Annotated in this window: 17 protein-coding genes; 4 read left to right on the top strand and 13 right to left on the bottom strand. The window is 66.4% G+C overall.

Translation table 11 applies throughout. The annotated features are described in order from the left end of the window. Window position 1 precedes the first annotated feature (1 nt). Entirely contained in the window at window positions 2-1486 is a 1485-nt protein-coding gene (locus tag G7Y82_RS00300) for a PepSY-associated TM helix domain-containing protein (protein WP_240953998.1), read from the top strand. 133 nt (window positions 1487-1619) lie between these two features. Here G7Y82_RS00300 and G7Y82_RS00295 read toward each other — a convergent pair whose 3' ends face one another. Together G7Y82_RS00295 and pdxH are read right to left on the bottom strand one after the other, a co-directional pair. Next, complete coding sequence (locus tag G7Y82_RS00295; protein WP_168146001.1) at window positions 1620-2432, bottom strand: SDR family oxidoreductase; 813 nt, start codon at window positions 2430-2432, stop codon at window positions 1620-1622. Window positions 2433-2469: 37 nt separating this feature from the next. Further along, window positions 2470-3090 (bottom strand): pyridoxamine 5'-phosphate oxidase, encoded by a 621-nt coding sequence (pdxH, locus tag G7Y82_RS00290; RefSeq protein WP_168146000.1) that lies wholly within the window; start codon window positions 3088-3090, stop codon window positions 2470-2472. A gap of 120 nt (window positions 3091-3210) precedes the next feature. Here pdxH and G7Y82_RS00285 point away from each other — a divergent pair, with 120 nt between their 5' ends. Together G7Y82_RS00285 and G7Y82_RS00280 are read left to right on the top strand one after the other, a co-directional pair. After that, on the top strand, window positions 3211-4215 hold the full coding sequence (locus G7Y82_RS00285) for an acrylyl-CoA reductase family protein (protein WP_168145999.1): 1005 nt from the start codon (window positions 3211-3213) through the stop codon (window positions 4213-4215). Between the two features lie 119 nt (window positions 4216-4334). Further along, entirely contained in the window at window positions 4335-6527 is a 2193-nt protein-coding gene (locus G7Y82_RS00280) for a TonB-dependent siderophore receptor (protein WP_168145998.1), read from the top strand. Between the two features lie 21 nt (window positions 6528-6548). Here the strand turns inward: G7Y82_RS00280 and G7Y82_RS00275 are convergent, their stop codons facing one another. The 5 genes from G7Y82_RS00275 to G7Y82_RS00255 form a co-directional block, all read right to left on the bottom strand. Next, a complete protein-coding gene (locus G7Y82_RS00275; protein WP_168145997.1) occupies window positions 6549-7526 on the bottom strand; it encodes a bile acid:sodium symporter family protein in 978 nt (325 codons plus the stop codon). A gap of 6 nt (window positions 7527-7532) precedes the next feature. Beyond that, window positions 7533-9002: a phospholipase D-like domain-containing protein gene (locus tag G7Y82_RS00270; RefSeq protein ID WP_168145996.1), complete on the bottom strand. Its 1470-nt coding sequence runs from the start codon at window positions 9000-9002 to the stop codon at window positions 7533-7535. Further along, entirely contained in the window at window positions 8999-9727 is a 729-nt protein-coding gene (locus G7Y82_RS00265) for an endonuclease/exonuclease/phosphatase family protein (RefSeq protein WP_366515581.1), read from the bottom strand. The genes G7Y82_RS00270 and G7Y82_RS00265 overlap by 4 nt, the downstream gene beginning before the upstream one ends. 92 nt (window positions 9728-9819) lie before the next feature. Continuing rightward, window positions 9820-12264 (bottom strand): penicillin acylase family protein, encoded by a 2445-nt coding sequence (locus tag G7Y82_RS00260; RefSeq protein WP_168145994.1) that lies wholly within the window; start codon window positions 12262-12264, stop codon window positions 9820-9822. 102 nt (window positions 12265-12366) lie between these two features. Next, window positions 12367-13815, bottom strand: a complete 1449-nt coding sequence (locus G7Y82_RS00255; protein ID WP_168145993.1) for an aldehyde dehydrogenase family protein — start codon at window positions 13813-13815, stop codon at window positions 12367-12369. A 232-nt stretch (window positions 13816-14047) separates the two neighbouring features. Here G7Y82_RS00255 and G7Y82_RS00250 point away from each other — a divergent pair, with 232 nt between their 5' ends. Beyond that, the gene (locus tag G7Y82_RS00250; protein WP_168145992.1) at window positions 14048-15457 is read left to right on the top strand and encodes a WS/DGAT/MGAT family O-acyltransferase; all 1410 of its coding nucleotides are present in this window, start codon (window positions 14048-14050) and stop codon (window positions 15455-15457) included. A 7-nt stretch (window positions 15458-15464) separates the two neighbouring features. Here the strand turns inward: G7Y82_RS00250 and treF are convergent, their stop codons facing one another. The 6 genes from treF to G7Y82_RS00220 form a co-directional block, all read right to left on the bottom strand. Next, window positions 15465-17096, bottom strand: a complete 1632-nt coding sequence (gene treF / locus G7Y82_RS00245) for an alpha,alpha-trehalase TreF (RefSeq protein ID WP_168145991.1) — start codon at window positions 17094-17096, stop codon at window positions 15465-15467. Continuing rightward, window positions 17075-17842, bottom strand: a complete 768-nt coding sequence (locus tag G7Y82_RS00240; protein ID WP_168145990.1) for an SDR family NAD(P)-dependent oxidoreductase — start codon at window positions 17840-17842, stop codon at window positions 17075-17077. The genes treF and G7Y82_RS00240 overlap by 22 nt, the downstream gene beginning before the upstream one ends. A 79-nt stretch (window positions 17843-17921) precedes the next feature. Then, window positions 17922-18515, bottom strand: coding sequence for a nucleotidyltransferase family protein (locus G7Y82_RS00235; protein ID WP_168145989.1), 594 nt, complete (start codon window positions 18513-18515; stop codon window positions 17922-17924). A 17-nt stretch (window positions 18516-18532) separates the two neighbouring features. Further along, complete coding sequence (locus G7Y82_RS00230) at window positions 18533-19519, bottom strand: XdhC family protein (RefSeq protein ID WP_168145988.1); 987 nt, start codon at window positions 19517-19519, stop codon at window positions 18533-18535. Window positions 19520-19523: 4 nt separating this feature from the next. After that, the gene (locus tag G7Y82_RS00225; protein ID WP_168145987.1) at window positions 19524-21758 is read right to left on the bottom strand and encodes a xanthine dehydrogenase family protein molybdopterin-binding subunit; all 2235 of its coding nucleotides are present in this window, start codon (window positions 21756-21758) and stop codon (window positions 19524-19526) included. A 10-nt stretch (window positions 21759-21768) separates the two neighbouring features. Continuing rightward, window positions 21769-22227, bottom strand: coding sequence for a (2Fe-2S)-binding protein (locus G7Y82_RS00220; RefSeq protein WP_168145986.1), 459 nt, complete (start codon window positions 22225-22227; stop codon window positions 21769-21771). Window position 22228: the final 1 nt, after the last annotated feature.

Raw genomic sequence — 22228 nt, 5'->3', positions numbered from 1 at the left:
GATGCAAACCACTGCTTCCGAGCGTCGCGCCGCCCGCTATCGCGCGGTATGGCGATGGCACTTCTACGCCGGTCTGTTCTGTATTCCGTTCGTGATCTGGCTGGCCACGACCGGTTCGATCTATCTGTTCAAGCCGCAGATCGACGCGCTGCTCGAACGCCGCTATGACCATCTGCAGATCGACGGTCCGCTGGCACCGCCATCGGCACAGGTCGCGGCGGCGCTGGCCACGCAGCCGGGCTCGGTGCTCAACGCCTACGAGCTGCCGGCGATGCCGTCGGCCGCGGCACGTGTGCTGATCGGCCACGGCAGCGTCATCACCCGCGTGTTCGTGAACCCGCAGACCTTGCAGGTGCTCGGCAGCGTGCCGGACGAGCAGCGCTTCACGCGGCTGATCTTCCGGCTACATGGCGAGTTGCTGCTCGGTGCGCGTGGCTCGCTGCTCGTCGAGCTGGCGGCATCGTGGGCGATCATCATGATCGTCAGCGGCCTGTTCCTGTGGTGGCCACGGCAGGCGCAGGGGGCGGCCGGCGTGCTCTACCCGCGCCTGCGGCGTGGCGGCCGCGTGTTCTGGCGTGATCTGCATGCGGTGGTCGGCCTGTGGGTATCGGCGTTCGCGCTGTTCCTGCTGAGTTCGGGGCTACCGTGGGCGACGTTCTGGGGTCACAACCTGCAGACGGTGCGCTCGATGTTCGGGCCGAGCACCCCGATGCAGCAGGACTGGAGCACCGGCACCGCCGACGATCTGGCCCTGGCGGCGGCGCAGAACACACCGGCGCCGACAGCGCATCAAGACGGCATGCCGATGAAGGACATGAAAATGTCCGGCATGAAGATGTCCGGGATGAAGATGCCGGCGACCCCGGATGACGCGCCGAGCAGCATGCCGGGCATGACCGCCGCGGAAATGGCGGCGATGCCGGGGCAGGGCAATACCGGGCCGTTCGATGCCGCGGCACTGGATCGTCTGGTGCCGGTGATCGCGGCGCTGCATCTACCGCCGCCGGCGCTGATTGCACCGCCGTCGAAGGCGGCGCCGACCTGGACGGCGCGCTCCGACACTCAGGATCGCCCGCAGCGCGTCAGTCTGGTGCTCGACGGTGATGCGGGGCGTGTCGTGTCTCGGACTGACTTTGATCAGCGGCCGATGCTGGATCGCATCATCGGCACCGGTGTCGCCGCGCACGAAGGCCAGTTGTTCGGCTGGCCCAATCAGCTGCTGGGTCTGCTGACCGCGCTGGGTCTGATGACCTTGTGTGTCAGCGCGCTGATGATGTGGTGGAAGCGACGGCCGGACGGCACGCTGGGCGCGCCGCTGGCGGTCAGTGGCTCGACGCCGAGGCTCGTGGCCTTCGTCGCGGTTGCCGTGCTGCTCGGCATCCTCTTGCCGGCGATGGGAATTTCGCTGGTCGCGGTGCTGCTCGTCGAGCGCCTCGTGCTGCGCCGCATCGCCCCGGCGCGCGCGTTCCTCGGCCTGCGTGCCTGAGCCGGCTCCGTCGGCGCGCCGTGATCTCTGCAAACCGCGATCCGCCACAGATTCCACGGATTTCACAGAAAGAAAAAATTCCGGCTTCTCGTTTCTTCTGTGAAATCTGTGGTTCCCGCCTTTGCCGTTCGCCTCAGCTGTCGCTGGCCAGCAGCTTCTTCATGTTGGTGCCGAGCGAGGTGGCACCGCCGAGCGACCAGCCGCCGTCGACCGGAATGATCGCGCCGCTGACATAGCTGGCGGCGTCGCTGGCCAGCCACAGGCAGGCGTTGGCGATGTCCTGCTTGGTGCCGTAGCGCTGCATCGGCACCGATTCGATCGTCGACTGCCGTGTCTCCGGCGTCGGCGCCAGGCGCGCCATGCCTTCGGTCTCGTCGATCGGGCCGGGCACCACCGAGTTGACGCGCACGCCGGCCGCACCCCATTCGAGCGCGCCGACGCGCGTCACCATGTCGACGCCGGCTTTTGCGGCGCAGACGTGCATCTGCATTTCCATCGGCAGGAAGGCCTGCGGTGCAGAGATGTTGATGATGCTGGCGCCGGGCTTCTTCACCAGCGGATAGGCGGCGCGCAGGACGTGGAAGGTGCCGAGCAGATCGATCTCGACCACGGCGCGAAAGCCGTTCGACGAAATGCCCAGCGCCGGGGCCGGAAAGTTGCCGGCGGCGCCGGAGATCAACACGTCGATCTCGCCGAACTTGGCGTGTGCCGCCTTCAACGCCTCTTCGGTCTTGGCGTAATCGCGTACGTCCGCGGAAAAACCGGCGGCGTCGCCACCGGTGCGCTTCAGCGCGGTCACGGCCGCGTCGACCTTGTCCTGCGAGCGCGACAGTACCGAGACGCGCGCGCCGCTACGCGCGAACGCATGTGCGACGCCGAGATTGATGCCACTGGTGCCGCCGGCCACGAAGACGTGCTTGCCGCGAAAGTCGAACGAAACGGACATCGGAGAATCCTCAAGAGCGAAAAGAAATAGGGCGCGATTACGGTTCGAGGCGTTCGATGCGCCAGGTGCCATCGTCTCGGCGGTAGCGCAGCCGATCATGCAGGCGGCCGTGCCGGCCCTGCCAGAATTCGATGGCGCGCGGCTCGACGCGATAGCCGCCCCAGAAGTCGGGCAGCGGGACCGGCTGCTTGGCGTACTGTTCGAGCGCGGCGTTGAAGCGCGCGTCGAGGGCGTCGCGATCGGTGACGACGGCGCTCTGCTTCGACGTCAAGGCACTGACCTGCGACTCGTGCAGGCGTGAGTGGAAATAACGTTCCGACAGCGGGCGAGGCAGTTTGGAAACGGCGCCTTCGACACGCACCGAGCGTTCGAGTCGGTCCCACCAGAACACCAGCGCGACGTTCGGGTTGGCTGCCAGTTCAGCGCCCTTGCGGCTTTCGTAGTTGGTGTAGAACGTCAGGCCCTGCTCGTAGAAGCCCTTGAACAGCACGATGCGCGCCGATGGCTTGCCCTCGCTGTCGACGGTGGCCAAGGTCATCGCCGTCGGGTCATAAATCTCGGCGCGTCGTGCATCGTCGAGCCAGAGCTGCAGTTGCGCAAGCGGATCGGCGTCGAGATCCTCGACGTTCAGCGGCGGGTTGGCGTTGTATTGCGGCATGGCGGATGACCGGTGCGGGCTCTGGCAGAATCCGTGGATTGTCTCGCGTTCTGCGCCGCCGGAAAACCGCTGCAGGCAATTGCCATGACGCAGAGCAACATCACGAACCGGAGAAACCTGATGACGAGCTTCACCGCACTGCGCGTGCATTCCCCTGAGAAGAACCACACCGAGGCCCGATTCGAGCCGCTCGATGTCGATGCACTGTCGCCCGGTGAAGTGGTGGTGCGTGTCGCGTGGACCGGCATCAACTACAAGGACGCGTTGGCGGTGACCGGCAAGGGCCGCATTCTCAAGGGTTTTCCGAAGGTGCCGGGCATCGATCTGGCCGGCCACGTCGAATCGAGCAGCGATCCGCGTTATCAACCGGGCGATGCGGTGCTGGTCACCGGCTGCAACATCGGCGAGGTCTACGACGGCGGCTACGCCGAAGTCGCGCGCGTCGCGGCCGATTCGATCATCCGCAAGCCGGACGGCCTGACGCTGCGTGAAACGATGGCGATCGGCACCGCCGGCTTCACCGCCGCGTTCGCGCTGCGGCGCATGCTCGAGAATCATCAGGCGCCGGAGATGGGGCCGATCGCCGTGACCGGACCGACCGGCGGCGTCGGCTCGGTGGCGATCGACCTGTTCAAGCGTGCCGGCTTCACCGTGCACGCAATCACCGGCAAGGCCGGTAAAGCCGACGATTATCTGCAGGCGCTCGGCGCCGACGAGGTCGTCTCGCGGCAGTCGCTGGCGGTTGGCAGCAAACCGCTCGAATCGGCGGTCTGGGGTGGTGCGGTCGACAATCTGGGCGGCGACACGCTGGCGATGCTGACGCGCACGGTGAAACCGTGGGGCAACATCGCCAGCATTGGCCTCGCGCAATCGCACGAGCTGACGACGACGGTGATGCCCTTCATTCTGCGCGGCGTCTCGCTGCTCGGTATTCACTCGGTCGAGTGCCCGCGCGCATGGCGTGAGGACATCTGGGCCAAGCTGGCGGGGGCCTGGAAGCCCCGCGTGCTCGACCGCATCGTCACGCGCGAAATCGCGCTCAAGGATCTGCCGGCGGCCTGCGAGGATCTGATTGCCGGTACCGTCACCGGCCGCACGTTGGTGCGCGTGTCCGGCGCCGAGTGACCGCTGCGCGCGCGCCGATTTGGTCGGCGCCGCGCGCTCGTTTAGAATCGCGCTCCGTCTCATCGCCAGCCGCGCCTGTTGCGCATTGCCAGCTCCTCGTCTTCGTTCAGGGAGTGCATATGCGTATTCAGATCGGCGCCTGGGGCGCCGCAGTGCTGTATGGCCTTTTCGCAATACCTGCCTTCGCACAGCAGCACAGTGGTGATCGCGAAGACGCCAGCGGGCAGACGGCCGCAAAGGACATCGATACCGTCGTCGTCACCACCGAGCGCCGCTCGTACACCGTCGACGGCAGCGATGCGGCGACGAAACTGCCGCTGAGTCTGCGCGAGACGCCTCAGTCGATCACCGTCATCACGCGCCAGCGTCTCGACGACCAGAATCTGCAAACGGTTCGTGACGTGCTCGACAACACGCCGGGCGTTTACTCCTATCAGTACGACACCGAACGCGTGCTGTTCACGTCGCGCGGTTTCGTCGTCGACAATCTGATGTACGACGGCGTTCCGGCGACGACCAACTTCAACACCGACTCGATCGAGGACGCCCTCGATACTGCACTGTACGAGCGCGTCGAGATCGTGCGTGGAGCAACTGGCCTGACCACCGGCGCCGGCAGTCCGGCGGCGTCGGTCAATCTGGTGCGCAAGCACGCCGACAGCCGTGTGCCGGCGGCGCAGCTCGAGTTCACCGAGGGGTCGTGGAACGACAGCCGCATCGATGCCGACCTGTCGACGCCGCTGACACGCGACGGGCACGTCCGTGCGCGCCTGGTTGGCGCCTACCAGTATCGCGAGTCGTACCAGCATCTCTACCACAACGAAAAGCAGGTGATGTACGGCGTCATCGATGCTGATCTCGGTTCGCGCGGCCGCTTGTCGGTCGGCTACGACTACCAGCAAAACATGCCGCAGGGGAATACGTGGGGTTCGTTCCCGCTTTACTTCTCCGACGGCAGTCTCGCCAACTGGCCGAGGTCCGTGACCACTTCGACCAAATGGGCGTTCTGGAACCGCGAGTTCCAGACGGCCTTCGCCGAACTGCGTTACCGGCTCGGTGGTGACTGGACGCTACGCTCGACGCTGAGCTGGCGACGCTACAACGAGTACAACCGCCTGTTCTACCTTTACGGTTTCCCGGACCCGCAAACCGGCGAGATCGCGATCGACGCCGATACCGGCACCGGCCCGTACGCGTACAGCGATCGCGCAAAAAGCATTCAGCGCGCGGCGGATCTGTATGCCAGCGGCTCGTTTCGTCTTTTCGGACGCAAGCACGAGCTGGTCTTCGGCTACAACGGTTCGCGTTTGACCAACAATTCGGAGGAGTACGAACCGGGCGAAATGACGCAGACCGTCAATCTGTTCGACTGGGACGGTTCTTATCCGGAACCGACGTTCGGTGCCGGCACGCGTGCTGCCGACATCACGACCACGCAGAACGGGTTCTATCTGGCGACGCGGCTGCACCTGCTCGACACGCTGAAGCTGGTGGCCGGTGCGCGCTACGCGGACTGGAAGATCGACTCGTACTACGTGTACGACGACACGCCGAACAATGACTACGACTATCGCAAGACGATTCCGTACGCCGGACTGATCTTCGATGTCGGTGCGCATTACTCGCTGTTCACGAGCTATACGGAAATCTTCAAGCCGCAGAACAGCAAGAACATCGACGGCCAGTATCTCGATCCGATCGATGGGCGCAGTTACGAGGTCGGCATCAAGGGGGTGCATTTCGGCGGGCGCCTCAATAGCCAGCTGACCTTGTTCCGGACGCTGCAGCACAACGTTGCCGAAGCCGTCTACGACGACAGCGGTAACGCGCTGTTGCTGCCTGACGGCTCGCAGGTGTCGCAGCCTGTCGACGGCACGGTGTCGCGGGGCTTCGAATTCGAGATCGACGGCGAGCTGCGGCCCGGCTGGCATGCATCGCTGGGCTGGACGCGTTACGTGATCGAGGATGCCGACGGCAACGCAAGCCGCACCTTCGTGCCCGGTACATTGGTGCGTGCTTATACCACCTGGACGCCGAGTGGCGCGCTGCGTCGGTTGACCGTGGGCGGCGGAGTCGACTGGCAGTCGTCGAGCAGCACGCAGGTCGGATCGCCGGATGGCGGGGCGACTTTGCGTCAGGGCGACGTGACGCTGCTGAGCCTGATGGCGCGGTGGCAGTTCACGCCGCAGATCGCCCTGCAGATCAACGGCAGCAATCTGCTCGACAAGAAGTACTACGTGCTCGATGAATACGACAACACGTATTACGGTGCCCCGATCAACGGTTCGGCGTCGCTGCGTATCAGTTTCTGAGCGGCCTGTGTCCGGGCGTCGTCAGTGCGCGACGCCCGGACGCGCGGCATAGCGCCGTGCGATCACCGAGCAGGTGATCAGCTGGATCTGGTGGTAGAGCATGATCGGCAGCATGATCAGGCCCAGTGCGCCGCCGGAGCCGAAGATCAGTGCTGCCATCGGCGCACCGGCCGCCAGGCTTTTCTTCGAGCCACAGAAGACGGCGGCAATCTCATCCTCGATGCCGAAGTGCAGGCGTTCAGCGGTGAAGCGCGTCAGCGTCAGCACCACAGCCAGCAAGGCGGCAGCGAACAGCGCCGTCAGCAGCAGCGGCGTCACGCCGTAGCGCGTCCAGATGCCGGCTGCGGTGGCGTCGCTGAACGCATTGAACACGATCAGCACGATGACGGTGCGATCGACCTTGCCGACCGACGTCTTGTGCTTTGCGATCCAGTCGCCGACCCACGGTCGCAGCAGCTGGCCGACGACGAACGGCAGGAACAGCTGCTCGCCGATCTTGACGAATTGATCGGACAAGGGCGCGCCGTGTGCCGCAGTGCTGAGAAACAGGCTGATGTAGAGCGGCGTCAACACCATGCCGATCAGGCTCGACAAGGTCGCGTTGAACACCGCGCCGGCGATGTTGCCGTGCGCCATCGACGTCATCGCGATCGACGATGAAACCGTCGATGGCAGGGCGCAAAGATAGAAGAAGCCGATCACCAGCTCGCGCGGCAGCCAGCGACCGACCAGGGCGGTGACGGCGAGGCCGATCAGCGGGAAGACGATGAACGTGAACGACTGCACGAACAAGTGTAGGCGCCAGTTCGCCGCGCCAGCCTTGAGGCGGTCGACCGACAGGCCGGCGCCGCTGAGCAGGAACACCAGCGCCACGCCGACTTGCGTGACGTGATCGAGATGCAGCGCGCCGCCGCTGACGCCGAGTTGCGGAAACAGCGCGGCGATGCAGATCGCGCCGAGCATCGAGGCGAGAAAGCCGTCGAGAAACGGAATGCGCATGGAGCTTCAGAGGTAGGGGGAAAAAAGCCAGAACAGGGCGTTGCGCAGCTTACGCAGGAACCCCGGGTGTTGTGCGTCGCGCAGCAGGAATTCTTCGGAGCGCTGCCAGACTTCGGCGAAATGCGTCGCCAGCGTGCGCGCCAGCGCCGGATCATAGGTTTCGACGTTCAGCTCGAAGTTCAGCAGCAGGCTGCGCGGGTCCCAGTTGGCGCTGCCGATCAGTGCATACGTGCCATCGACGACGAACAGCTTGCTGTGACAGAACGGCCCCGGCTGGAAGCGGATGCGCACGCCGCGTTCGAGCAGCTGGCCGAGCTGGTGCTGCGCCGCCCAGCCGACATACGGCAGGTTGTTGCGCTTGGGCAGCAGCACGACGGTGCGCACGCCACGCAGCGCGGCGCCCTGCAGTGCTGCGATCAATTCGGCCGAGGGCAGGAAGTACGGCGTCATCACCAGGATCTCGCGCCGGGCGGCGGCGATCGCCGCCTGCATGACGAAGTTGAGCTGCTCGAAGTCCTCGTTCGGGCCGTCGGTGATCGCCCGGCAGACGGCACCACCGCCGGCATCGTCGGCAATGACCGGCAGCTGCAGTTTCTCGCGGGCCGCGATGCGCCAGTCCTCCGCGAAGACTTCGGCGATCTGGTGGACGACCGGGCCGTGCAGTTCGAAATGCAGGTCGACGGCGCGCTTCTTGTTCTGCGGGTCTTCGGCCAGGTGACGCACGCCGATGTTCATGCCGCCGGTATAGCCGAGATGGCCGTCGATGATCAGCAGCTTGCGATGATTGCGCAGGTTCAGGTGCAATGCGGGCGGCATCAGGCGCAGCGGATTGAAGCGCGCGAAGGCGACGCCACGCCGTTGCAGCAAGCGCCCTATGCGCGGCCACGAATAGCGCTCGCCGGTATCGTCGACCAGGACGCGGACGTCGACGCCGCGTTGATGCGCACGCGTCAGGGCATCGGCGAACTGACGGCCGACGCGGTCGTTGTCGAAGATGTAGGTCGACAGCCAGACGTGCTCGCGCGCGCCGTCGATCGCGGCGAGCATGCGCGGGTAGGCCTGTTCGCCATTGTGCAGCGGCACGACCTCGTTGCCACCGAGCAGCGGCCGCCGTGTGAGGACGTCGGCGGTGCGGGCGACCTCCTGTAGCCAGCCCGGCACCGGCGGCTTCTCTGGCGGCGTGTTGCGGATGTCGGTGGCATGCGCGGGGCCGATGTCGCGGTCGCTACGGTCGACATTGAAGCGCCGCGCCCGGGTGCGCACGCGATTGATGCCGAATATGTAGTACAGGCCGGGGCCAGCCAGTGGGAACAGCCAGCAGACCGCGATCCAGCCCCAGGCGGCGCGCGCGTCGCGCTTGGTCAGCAGCGCGTGCCCGGCGGTGAAGATCGCGACCAGCGGCCACAGGGTCAGCAGCAGCGTCTTCCAGTCAATGCCGGCGGCCAGCTGCCGCAACGCGTCGAGTGCGCTGCTCATGCCGGGCCCAGCTGCAACTCGGCGGCGACCCCGAGGTGATCGGACAACGGCGTCGGCACCACGTGGCTGTGCACGACCTGCAGCTGCGGGGTCGCCAACACGTGGTCCAGACGCCGTCGTGGCTTCCAGCTGGGGAAGGTCGGTGCGCCATTGACCGGACGCAGGCCGCAATCGCGCAGCGGAGGGTGTTGCAGCAATTCGTCGGTTTCGCAGTTCAGATCGCCGAGCATCAGCAGCGGTCCGCCCTGCGGGACCAGGCGTGCGAGATAGTCGAGCTGTCGTGCGCGCGACGCGCGGCTCAGTGCCAGATGCGTGACGACCACACGCAGCGCGTTGCTGCCTGGCAGCGTCAGCGTTGCCAGCAGTGCGCCGCGGCCACGCACCTTGCCCGGCAGCGCATGGTGCTCGACGTCCTGCAGCGGGTGCCGCGATAAAAATCCCAGACAGTGCTGCGCGAACGGCCCGAAGTTGCGGTTCACCGCGGCGTGCCAATGCGGCATGCCGGCGGCGCGTGCCAGATACTCGACCTGATTGAGCTGGCCGGTGCGCAGGCTGCCGGCATCGGCCTCCTGCAGCGCCACGAGGTCGAAGTCGGCAGCCAGCCGGGCGATGCGGTCGAGGTTGGCGCGCACGCGTGCCGACGGCAGCACGTGACGCCAGGCGCCGGTCACGTAGTGACCGTAATGCGCCGTCTCCATGCCGACCTGGATGTTCAGTGTCAGCACGCGCAGGCGGCGATCTGCCCGTTCGTCCGTGTCCGCGTTTCGATGCTCCATAACCGCCGCATTATGCGGCGGATACGGGGCATCGCGCTCGACTATTCGCTCAGTTCGACGGTGCTCTGCGCGTCGGCGCTGATCTGGCTGTCGGTGAACGGAAAGCGCAGCCAGTTCTTCGCCGAGTAGCGCTCGGTGTAGTCGACATAGTGCGGATTGGCCGGATCGGTTGATTCCGAATAGGTGATGAAGCCTTCGGCATGGACCGCACCGTTTTCCCAGGTGACGGCCTGGATGTAGCTGTTGCCGAAATCGACGAGATAGCCCTGGTCGGTCAGACCTTCGCTATCGGCGACCGTGAACGCCCCGATCGTGCCTTCGCTGCCGAAGATGGATGGGCCGTTGTCGCCGTGCACCCCGGAGTGCTGGACGCTGCCGAACGGCGCATCGGCGGCGATGCCGGCCTCGTCGAGCGCGGTTTGCGCATCGGACAGCGCCTGTGCGACCTGCCGGTTGGCGGTGTTCAGCGTGTTCGGCGTGTTGACCGGGTCGTCGGCCGAGAACGGCGTGTTCCAGAGGTTGGACAAGCCTTTCACGCGCTGCCAGAACTCGATCCACGACTGTGTGCCGGTCGCGTCGAGATTGGCGGTGCCGTTCCAGTTCGCGAGCGCTGCGCAGACCTCGTCAGTGCCGCTGCCGCCGCACAGATCGGCGAGCACGTCGGCCTGCGCCAGTTCGGCACTGTAGATGCGGCTGCCAAGCACGATCTGTTTGAGGTCGTCATAGCTGAACTTGGTGCCGGCGAGGCCGTCGCTGCCGTCGAGACGCTGCTGGATCTGGCGGATGCCGAGCCGTGTGCGCAGCGTGCGCGCCGTCGCTTCGTCGCCGATGATGCGCGCATAGCCGGTCAGCGGTTCGGCCGGATTGGTCAGCCAGTAGCTATCGTTCATGTTGGCGACCCAGTCGCTGCGTTCCAGCGTCGGCAGATGCTCGGCGCCGAAGATGCCGGCCGGCGCGTCGGCGTCGTTGAGCCATTGGCAGTCGGTGCGATTGCCGAGCAGCAGCGGCAGGCCCGGGGCGACGCTGGCGATCACCGGCGACAGCAGCGGCGCCTTGCAGCGCGAAACCAGATCGTCCGGCACGTTCGGCACCACGCTGAGGTCGCCGTAATAGGCGTCCTGGCCGGGGCCGGTGGCGACCGTATTGACCCACGGTACGCCGAGGATGCTGGCGTGATCGGCCTTGAACGTCGTCAGGTCCGGCGCCGTGTCCCAGGCGAAGAACTGGTTCATCAGACGGTCGTTCTCGGCATTGGCGTCACGCAGCGTGTACATGCGCAGATTGTCCCAGCCGAGCACCGGTATGCCGCTGATGGTGAGTTCCAGCACCGGTCCGTATTGCGTGCGATACAGCGTCCGCGATTGCTGCGCGATGCTGCCGTCGTCCTGCTTGACGTCGATGGTCAGCGGCACCGGGGTGACGTCGGTCAACTGGCCGTCATAGAAGTACTGCTTGGCGTTGAGCGGGTTGACCGGCAGCTCGTAGAGCGTGAAGCGGTAGGCGGTCGACACCGTGTGGCTCCAGGCCAGCTTGTCGTTGAAGCCGATCAACACCAGCGGCACGCCATACAAGGACGCGCCCATGATGTTCATCTTGCCTGGCACTTCGAGATGGACGATGTAGAGGCGCTCGGTGCCGGTCCACGGGAAGTGCGGATTGCCGAACAGCATGCTCTGCCCGGTCTGCGTTGCATCGGGGCCGAGGCCGTACATGTTGCTGCCAAGCCGCTTGTCCGGGCCGAAGGCCGCGAACGGGCCGGGATGCGCCAGCAGGGCCGCCCTGGCGGCTGCCGTGTCGGGCTCGGCGACGTCGTCGGTGCTGGCGCTGCTGCTGGCGTCGGCCGGCGACAGCAGCGGCGGTGTGGCCTGCGCGATTTCGTTGGTGAACACCGACGACGAGGCGATGATCGACAGCCGGAAATAGCGCCGGTACATGTCGTCTTCGGTGATCGGTTGCAGATAGCCGGCGTCGGCGCAGGTGGCATGACGACCCGGATGCTCGCCGGCCTGCAGCTCGCGGATGTAGCGGTTGAAGCCGGCCACATAGCCGGTGGTGATCTGCCGGACTTCGTCGCGGGCGCTGGCCTTAAGTTGCGCCACCACGTCGTCGGTCGCCATCAGCTTCCAGAAGAAGTCGCTGTCGACATTGTTGGCAGTGACCGGGACCGCCGGGATCGAATAGCTGCCGTCGGGACCAAAATAGCGCGAGCGCTCGCCGCGTATCGTCACCAGATCGTCGAGGAAGACACAAAGATTGTCTTCGGCGAACGCATAGCCGTAGCCATAGCCGAGACTGCCCCAGTCGGCGGCCTTGATGTGCGGGATGCCCATCTCGGTTCGTGTCACGGTGACGTCATAGGTGCTGCCGCCGGGTGCGCCGTCGCCGCCGGTCGTAGCGCCGCCATCGGCGTTGGGACTGTTGCTGCCGCTGCAGGCCGCCAGCAACAGCAATACCAGCGCCCATGCGCTGCGGGCCTGATCCTTCATGGTGACTCCCCCGTCTTCTATGTTTGTGCCGCTACGCCGACTATAGCGCGCAAAAAAAAGGCCGGCATACGCCGGCCTGGGGATGTGGCGGGGGAGATCGTCTTATTGCGTCTTCATCATCAACGACAGGATGCGCCGCGTCAGATCGGTGTACGGCGGATAGAGCAGCGTCGCGATGTTGAAGCGGGTGCGGACCACGGCGCGTTCATGCGAGAACGCCTTGAAGCCGAACAGGCCATGCGCCGAGCCGATGCCGGAGTTGTTGACGCCGCCGAACGGCAGATTGCCCTGCGCGTACTGCATGACGACGTGATTGATGCAGGTGCCACCGGCCGACGTGCGCTTGAGCACGCGATCGATGTTCGCCTCGTTCTTGCTCCACACATAAAGCGCCAGCGGCTTGGGGTGCGCGTTGATCTCGGCGATCACCGCATCGAGATCGCGGTAGCCGATGACCGGCAGCAACGGACCGAAGATTTCCTCGCTCTGGATCTTGGCGTCGGCCGGGATGTTGTCGATCAGCGTCGGCTGGATGAAGCAGTCGGACTCGCTGACTTCGCCGCCGAACAGCACGCGTGCCCCGCGTTCCTTGGCGTCGCTGAGCAGGCCGCCGATGCGCTGCGTGTGGCGTTCGTTGACGACGCGCGCGAGATTGGCGCTGTTCATCTGCTCGGCTGCGGTCGTGCCGTAGCTGGCTTTCAGCACTGCCACGCATTCGGCGACGAACGCATCCTTGACGCTTTCATGCACGTAGAGGTGGTCGGGGGCGATGCAGGTCTGGCCGTTGTTCGTGTACTTGCCCCACATGATGGTGCGGGCGGCCGCCTTGAGGTCGGCGCTGGCATCGACGATGGTCGGCGACTTGCCGCCCAGCTCGAGCGTGACCGAGGTCAGATGCTTGGCGGCCGCCGCCATCACGACCTTGCCGATCGCCGGCGAGCCGGTGAAGAAGATATGGTCGAAGGGCAGGGCCAGCAGCGCCGTCGAGACGCTGACGTCGCCCTCGAAGATCGCCACTTCGTCGGCCGGGAACAGGTCGCGAACGATGCGCGCCATCAGTCCCGACAGGTTCGGTGTCATTTCCGACGGCTTGAGGATTGCGGTGTTGCCTGCGGCGATCGCCGAGACCAGCGGCCCGAACGTCAGATTCACCGGGTAGTTCCACGGCGAAACGATCAGCGTGCGGCCCTTCGGTTCGTTCTGAATCCAGCTCTTGGTGCCGACCGTCATCCGCGACGGCCAGACGCGCTGCGGCTTCATCCAGCCTTTGATGCTGCGCATCGCGTGCTTGGCTTCGGCGATCACCGGCAGGATTTCGGTGAGATCGACCTCGGCTGGCGGCTTCTTGAAGTCAGCGTAGCCGGCTGCGTAGAAATCTTCGCGATGGGCGAGCACGGCGTCGAGCAAGCGCTGGATCTTGGCGATGCGCTCCTTGGCGGTCGATGTGCGCAGGCGCAATGCGGTTTCGCGCTGGGCCTCGAAGGCGCGCGTGATCTCGTCGCTGGCGTTGGCGCCGCTCGCCGTCGGTAGATAGGACACGACAGTGCTCATGATCATCCTCCTGGAAAGTCGGGGCGCCGGCTTGGCCGAGGAATTGAACGCCCGTTTTGTTCTTCAGTATAGGCCGCTCCGCGTCCCGGCAACAGCACCGGCTTGGCTGCGGCGACAGACGGTCGGGCGCCTGCGACGCTGCGACAGCGCGGCGTCAGCCCGTACACTCCGCGCACAACGTCGAGGCGCCCGTGCGCCACAATCCGTGATCCGGGCCCGCCGGGGGAGAAGCATGAAACCGATCAAGCCGCTCGATGCTGCGTGGCTGTACGTGGACACGCGTGAAACGCCCATGCAGGTGGGCTGTCTGGCGATCTTTTCGCTGCCGCCGAAGGCTGGCCCGGCATTTCTGAAGAAGCAGGTCGAGACATTTCGTTCGACGCGCGAATTCGTCTATCCGTTCAATCTGCGCCTCAAGGCGCCGCGTCTGCGCTTTCTGCTGCCGGCCTGGGAAGAGGACCGGCAGATCGATCTGGATTACCACTTCCGCCATTCGGCGCTGCCGCAGCCTGGCGGCGAGCGCGAACTGGGAATCCTCGTGTCGCGCTTGCACTCGAACGCGATGGACTTCAATCGTCCGTTGTGGGAATGCCATCTGATCGAGGGTCTGCAGCACCGCCGTTTCGCGCTTTACATGAAGATGCACCACTCGCTGGTCGACGGCATCAGCGGCATGCGCATGCTGGCGCGCATCCTCTCGCCGGATCCGAATTCGCGCACGCAGCTACCGCCATGGGCGGTCGGTGCGCGGCAGAAGACCAAGACGCGAGAGCCGCTGGCATCGCCGTGGCAGGCCGCACTCGACGGCATGCGCGTGCAGCTGAAGACCGTGCCCGGCGTGACGCGCGCATTCGGCGACATCGTGCGCGAAGCCGTCCGCCAGGAAGAGAAGGACTGGGCGCTGCCGTTCTCCGGCCCGCGCTCGGCGTTCAATGGCAAGATCTCCGGCCAGCGCCGCTTCGCCACCCAGCATTACTCGCTGGCGCGCGTGCGGCGCATCGCCAAGGCGGCGGACGTCACCGTCAACGACGTTTTCCTCGAAATCTGCGCGGGCTCCATGCGCCGCTATCTCGGTGAGATGCACGCGCTGCCGAGCAAGCCGCTGACGGCCGGCGTGCCGGTCTCGGTGCGTCCCGCAGACGACCAGAGCGCTGGCAACGCGATCAGCTTCATCATCGCCAACCTCAATACGAATATCGCCGATCCGCTGCAGCGCCTGCGCGCGATCCACGACTCGGCGCAGGCAGCCAAGCTGCACCTGCAGCAGCTGCCGAAGGCCGATATGGACAACTACACGGCGCTGTTCATGGCGCCGTTCATGGCGCAGCTCTTGTCCGGACTCGGCGGTCATTTGCGACCGATGTTCAACCTGACGGTGTCGAACGTGCCGGGGCCGGATCAGACCCTGTACTTCAACGGCGCGCGCATGGAGCAGATGTATCCGGTGTCGCTGCTCGCGCACGGCCAGGCCCTGAACATCACCGCGGTCAGCTATGCCGGTCAGTTCAACGTCGGCTTCACGGGCTGTCGCGAGGCACTGCCGAGCATGCAGCGCCTGTCGGTCTATGCCGGCGAGGCGCTCGACGAACTCGAACAGGTTCTTGGGATCGGCGCGCCGGCCGAAACGGCCACCGCGGACTGACGCGCGATCAGCGCCGCCGGCCGCGGTGGCGGCGGCCGGCGCGGGCGTCGTGCGCATGGTCGCGCGGCTGCTGATTGAGCAGTTTGCGGGTGACGCCGTTGGTCCAGCCGAAGCCATCCTGCAGCGGGTATTCGCCACCGCCGCCACCGTGCGCGTGGCCGACGACCACGTATTTTTCGACGAGCTTGCTCTCCTGCTCATAGACCGCCGCCACGGTATGCAGCCAGCGCCGCGCGATGTCGTCGGCGATGACGTGGCCGCCGTATTGGCGCAAGCCGTGAATCGCCATCCATTGCAGTGGCGCCCAGCCGTTGGGGCTGTCCCACTGCTCGCCATAACCGACGCTGGTCGTCACCAGGCCGCCCGGTGCCAGCAGGCGGTCGACCATCGCATCGCCGCAGCGCTGCGCCTGTTCGTTGCCGGCAATGCCGACGAACAGCGGGGCGGCGGTGGCCGCGGTCAGCAGTTCCCGGCGCGTATCGCGCTGCCAGTCGAAGTCGAAGTACGCGCCGGCTGCGTCGTTCCATAGATAGCGGTCGATCGCCTGGCGTCGAGCAGCGGCCAGCGCATCGAAGCGCTGCGCCGTTGAGGTGTCATGGATCGCGGCGCTGAGTCGCGCGATCTGCCGTTCGAGCTTGCACAGGAAGCTGTTGAGGTCGACCGGCAGCAGGGCGGTGGTGCGGATGCTGGACAGCTCGCGCGGATCGTCGAGCCAACGCGAGCTGAAATCCCAGCCGCTGGCGGCACCGGCGCGCAGGTCGCGATACACCTCGTGCGCGGGGCGGGACGATTGCCGTGCCGTCATCACGTCCTCGCGATATGACTCCTCGCGCGGCGCATCGCGGTCGTCCCAATAGCGGTTCAACACGTGACCGTCGTCGAGCCTCACGCACGAACGATGTGCTTCGCCGGGACGCAGGTCGTCGACGCCGTGCATCCAGTACGCGTATTCCTTGTGCAGCTGCGGCAGGTAGTGCAGCGCCGAGTGCACGCCGTGCGTTTCGAACAGTTCGACCATCAACGCAAAGACCGGCGGCTGCGAGCGGCTCAAGTAATAGGTGCGATTGCCGTTCGGGACATGGCCGTAGGTGTCGATCATGAACGCGAAGTTGTCGGCCATCGCGCGCAGCAGCTCCGGCCGCCCACTCTCGGCCAGGCCCAGCATCGTGAAATATGAGTCCCAGTAATAGAGCTCGCCGAAGCGGCCGCCGGGCACCACATAGGGCTTGGGCAGCGGCAGCAGCGAGGACTTGCGTGGGTGGGTTTGCGGTGCCCGCGTCAGGACATCCCACAGGGTGTCGATGTGGTCGGCGAGCGACTGGTTGGGGTTGGATTCGTAGTGATGCTCCGGAATCGTCTCGGCGCTGAAGTGCGCGGCAACAAAATCCGCGAGCCGGAAGCCGGCGTGGTCTTTCTGTGCGCGATAGGCGCTGAGAATTTTCTCCGGTTCGTCGAGTGGCGCGCAGTCGATGAAGGTCTTGCCGTCGTCGAACACGCGCGACATCTGCACCTCGACGAACAGCTCCTGGTAGCGGTCGGCTGGTGTCAGGGTGTCGGCGGCGGCGATGCGCGCAACACGCGCCTGCGCGTCGTCGCTGTCGCGATGCGCGGCGTCGGCTACTGCTCGCGGTAATTCCACAGCAGCCCTCCGTCGACGACCAGTGTCGTGCCGGTCACATACGCGGCGTCGTCGGACGCCAGATAGACCACGGCGCCGGCGACGTCGCCGGGTTGGCCGAGGCGGTTCAGCGGAATATTGCCGAGCAGTGCATGCAGCTGTGAGGGATTGTTCAGCAGCTGGCGATTGATCGGCGTTTCGACGGCGCCGGGCGCGACGTTGTTGACGGTGATGCCGAGCGGTGCCAGTTCGATCGCCAGATTGCGCATCATCATTTTCATGCCGCCCTTGCTCGCGCAGTAGCTGGTGAAGTGCGGGAACGGCAGTTCCTCGTGCACCGAACTGATGTTGATGACACGACCGGCCGCTTGCACTTCGCGTCGGTGGCGGACGAAGGCTTGGGTCACGAAGAACGCGCCCTTCAGATTGACGTTGAGGACCAAGTCGTAGTCGTCTTCGCTGACGTCCCAGAAGTCGGCGCGCCGCTCGACGCCGGCGTTGTTGACGAGAATGTCGATCTGCCCGAATTGCGCGACACCGTCGGCGATGACGCGCTGATCGTCCGCAGCGCGGCCGATGTCGCCGGCGATGACGGCGCCGCGTCGTCCGCAGGCTCGCACGGCATCCAGGGTCTGGTGTGCGCTGTCATTATCGAGCCGGTCCTCGACCAGAATGTCGGCGCCTTCCTGTGCCAGCCGCACAGCGATTGCGCGACCGATGCCCTGACCGCTGCCGGTGACCAGCGCCACTTTCCCCGCTAGCTTCATGATCGCTCCTGACTCGAACGATCACCATAGGTCAGCGAGACTGAACGTCAGCCAGATCGCGGCTCGCCGTGCGTCGGTCTCAGCGGCGCCGCAGTTGCTGCCACTGCCGCCGGGTGTCGATGTCGAGCAGCGCCGCGTGGTCGGCGGGCAGCTCGCGAACGGCGGCCGACTGCGCGATCAGGCGGCGCGCGCCCCCGTCGCCGTGCAGCTGGGCACGCAGGCTCGCGAACAACGACCGGCCGAGCAGCACCGGATTGCCGCGGCGGCCGTTGGCGACCGGGACCACGGCATCATCGCCACGACGGTAGGTCGCGCGCAGGCGCCGCAGCAGCGCGGCATCGAGCTGTGGCATGTCGGCGAGGCAGACCACACTGGCATCGACGTGTCCCGGCAGTGCCGACAGCCCGCGCCGCAACGAAGCGCCCATGCCGTCGCGATAGCGGCGATTGACGACGATGCGCCAATGCCGCTGATGCTGCGGTGCTTGCGCGCGCCAGTGCTGCAATGACAGGCGCATACGCCGCTGTTCATGCCCGAGCACGATCACCGCCGGTCGCAGCGCGGCGGTGGCCACGGCGTCCAGCACCTGCCAAAGCAAGGGGCGGCCGTGCAGGGGCGCGAGCAGTTTGTTGGCGTGGCCGAAGCGCCGCGAGCGGCCGGCTGCGAGAACCACGGCGGCGATCCTCACGCTCAGTGCCGGGCGTCAGCGACCACCTGGCCGAGGATCGACAGCGCGATCTCGTTCGGCGTGCGGGCGCCGATGTACAGGCCGGCCGGTGTGTGCAGGCGCGTCATTGCCGCATCGTCGAAGCCGGCGTCGCGCAGTCGCTGCCGTTTCTGCTCGGCCTTGGTGCGGCTGCCGAGGGCGCCGATGCAGTAAGCGTCGCTGCACAGCGCGTGCGTGAGCACGGTGTGGTCGATGTCGGCATCGTGCGAGACGCTGTAAACCGCGCAATAGCGGTCGAGCCGCAGATCCGCCAGTGCGGTCTCGAGGCCACGCCGATCGTAAAGCGCCGGAGCCGGCAGCGACGCCGGCAGCGATTCGGGGCCGTGCGGGCGCAGCAGCACGACCTCGATGCCGAAGCCCGGTGCGTGGCGCAGCAGCGCCAGGGCTACCGGATCCCCGCCGACCACGACCAGTCGTCGCGGCGGCGTGTAGATCTGCACGAAATGGCGCGCATGCAGGCCCGCAGGAGCGGTGCCGGCGGCTTGTGTCGCGCCGCTGTTCAGATCGATGGCCAGTGCCAGCGGTCGCCGTGCCTGGCGTGCCGCGGCCAGCATCGCGACGTGTGCGGAGCCATCGACCAGCGGCCGGACCAGGATGCGGATACGGCCACCGCAGGACAGTTGCAGGTCGAGCACCGGGCTGCCGGCGCCGTAGTCGAGCATGCGAACCTGCCCGTCGATCAGCGCGGCGCGGGCTTCGGCGGCCACGGCCGCCTCGACGCAGCCTCCGGAGACATAGCCGGCCACGTCGCCGTCCTGGTTGACTGCCATTTCAGCGCCGACCGGACGCGGCGCCGAGCCCTGCACGTCGATCAGCGTCGCCAAGGCATAGCGGCGCCCGCGCGCGACCCAGTCCTGCAGCGTCGGCAGCAGATCATCGACAAGCGCGTAGTCCGGCCAGTCCGGCCAGGCCTGGGCAAGGGCGCGATCGCTGGCGACGGAATCAGCCATGCGCTCAAGCGGTCTTGAAGGACGTCCGTGACAGCGGCAGGCGACGGATACGCTGGCCGGTGAGCCGCGCCAGGGCATTGGCCACGGCCGGCGCGGTCGGCGGCACACCGGGCTCGCCGACGCCGGTCGGCGCCTCGCCGCTCGGCATGATGTGCACTTCGACCCGGGGCATCTCGTTCATGCGCAGCACACGATAGTCGTTGTAATTGCCCTGCCGGGGCCGGCCGTTTTCGATGTCGATCTCCCCGTAGAACAGTGCCGCGAGCGCGAAGCCGACGCCGCCTTCCATCTGCGCGACGATCTGATCCGGATTGATCGCCGTGCCGCAGTCGACGGCCACGACCACGCGCTCGACCTTGGGCTGGCCATCCGCCGTCAGACTGACCTCGGCGACCTGCGCGACATAGGTTTCGAACGAATAGTGTACGGCGATGCCACGCGCCTTGCCCTTGGGCAGCGGCGTCTCCCAGCCGGCTTTTTCGGCGGCGAGCTTGAGCACGCCGGCGAAGCGCGGCTGATCCTGCAGGTGTGCCAGCCGGAACGCGACCGGGTCGGCGCCGGCGCGTTCGGCCAGCTCGTCCATCATCGTTTCCATGACATAGGCGGTGTGTGTATTGCCGACCGAGCGCCACCACAGCGGGCGCACTGCCTGGCTCGGCGAATGCAGTGTGATCTCCGGGGCCGGCAAGGTGTACGGGGTCGGCCAGACGCCTTCGACCGAGGTGCTGTCGACGCCATTCTTGATCAGCGCTGCGGCCATCGCGGTCGGCGCCATGATCGACTGGCCGACCACGGCGTGCTGCCAGGCGGCGGGGCGTTGCTTCGCGTCGAGGCCGACCTTGACCTGATGCACGTAGAGCGGCCGATACAGGCCGGCGCGCATGTCGTCCTCGCGCGTCCATTGCACGCGCACCGGTACCGGCCGGCCGATGGCTTTGGCGACGTTTACGGCGGCGACCGTGAAGTCCGACCAGTTGTTGGCCCGACGCCCGAAGCTGCCGCCCGACATCAGCGTGTGCAGCTTGACCTTGTCCGGTGTCAGGCCGGCGGCCTTCGCCGCGTTGGCGTGATCGAAGGTCGGGAACTGATGCGCACCCCAGGTTTCGAGCATGCCGTCGTGCAGCCAGGCCACGCAGTTCATCGGTTCCATCGCCGCGTGCGCCAGATACGGAAACTCGTAGCTCGCTTCCAGCGTGCTCGCGGCGCTCGCCATGGCCGTCTTGTGCTGCGGGTCGATCTGTACCGGCGCTCCGTCGCCTTTGGCGGCCAGCGCGCGGTAGTGGTCGTACAGCGCCGCGCTCGATGCCGGGCCGGCAGCGTCCAGGTTCCAGTCCAGTTTCAGCGCGCGGCGCCCCTGCAGTGCCGCCCACATGCCGGTGGCGACGACGGCCACGCCTTCCGCCACCTCGACGACGTCGGTCACGCCGGCGACCTTCTTTGCCGCCGTTGCATCGAAATGGCGCAGCGTGGCGCCGAAGGCCGGCGGCTGCGCGATCACCGCGGTCAGCAGGCCGGGTAGCTTGACGTCGATGGTGTAGGTCTCGGTGCCGGTGCTCTTGGCCGCCGAATCGAGGCGCCGCACGCTGGTTTTGCCGACCAGCACGAAGTCCTTCGGGTTCTTGAGCGTCACGTCGACCGGCACCGGCAACTGCGCGGCGGCCTCGGCCAGTTCGCCGAACGTCGCGTGGCGACCGCCCGGCCCGTGAACGACGCCGCTGCGGACCGTGATCTTCGCCGCCGGCACCTGCCAGCGCTGTGCCGCTGCGGCGACCAGCATGGCGCGGCCGGTGGCGCCGGCGCGACGCATCTGCATCCACGAGTTGGCCATCGACGTCGAGCCGCCGGTGCCCTGCGCGCCGAGTTCCGTGTTGGCGTAGAGCTTGACGTTGGCCGGCGCGTATTCGGTTTCGATCTGCGACCAGTCGGCGTCGAGTTCTTCGGCGAGGATGGTCGCCAGGCCTGTCGTCACGCCCTGGCCCATCTCGAAGTGCTTGATGACGAAGATCACGCGATTGTCCGGCGCGATGCGGATGAACGCGTTCGGCGCAAAGTCACCGGTCGGCACCTCGCCGACGTCGGCGCCGGCATAGGCCTTGCGCATCAACGGCAACTGCAGGGCGATAACCAGTCCGGCTGCGGCACCGGCCGATTTGAGAAAGCCGCGCCGGGTCAGTGCCGCCGCTGTCGGCGAGGGCGATGTCGGTTCGGCAGGCCGTGCTTCAGGGGGTAGGGAGATCATGGCGGGCTCCTCAGGCGGACAGTGCGTCGGAGGCCGCATGGATCGCGGCGCGGATGCGTTGATAGGTCGCGCAGCGGCAGATGTTGCCGGACATGGCCAGATCGATGTCCTCGTCACTTGGGCGCGGGTTCTGGTCGAGTAGTGCCACGGCCGACATCACCTGCCCGGACTGGCAATAGCCACACTGCACGACGTCGAGTGCGATCCAGGCCTGTTGAACGGCCTTCGCGGTCTTCGAACCCAACCCTTCGATCGTCGTCACGTTCTGCCCGGCGACGGCGGCGACGGGTGCCGAGCACGAGCGTAGCGAGCGCCCTTCGAGATGTACGGTGCAGGCGCCGCACTGGGCGATGCCGCAACCGTATTTGGTGCCGGTGAGCCCGAGTTCGTCGCGCAGTACCCAGAGCAGTGGCGTTTGTGGATCGGCGTCGACCTTGCGTGTCTCGCCATTGACCTTGAACTCGATCATG

The organism is Solimonas marina, from assembly GCF_012241385.1.
Lineage (GTDB): Bacteria > Pseudomonadota > Gammaproteobacteria > Nevskiales > Nevskiaceae > Solimonas > Solimonas marina.
This window is presented reverse-complemented; position numbering and strand designations above follow the sequence as displayed.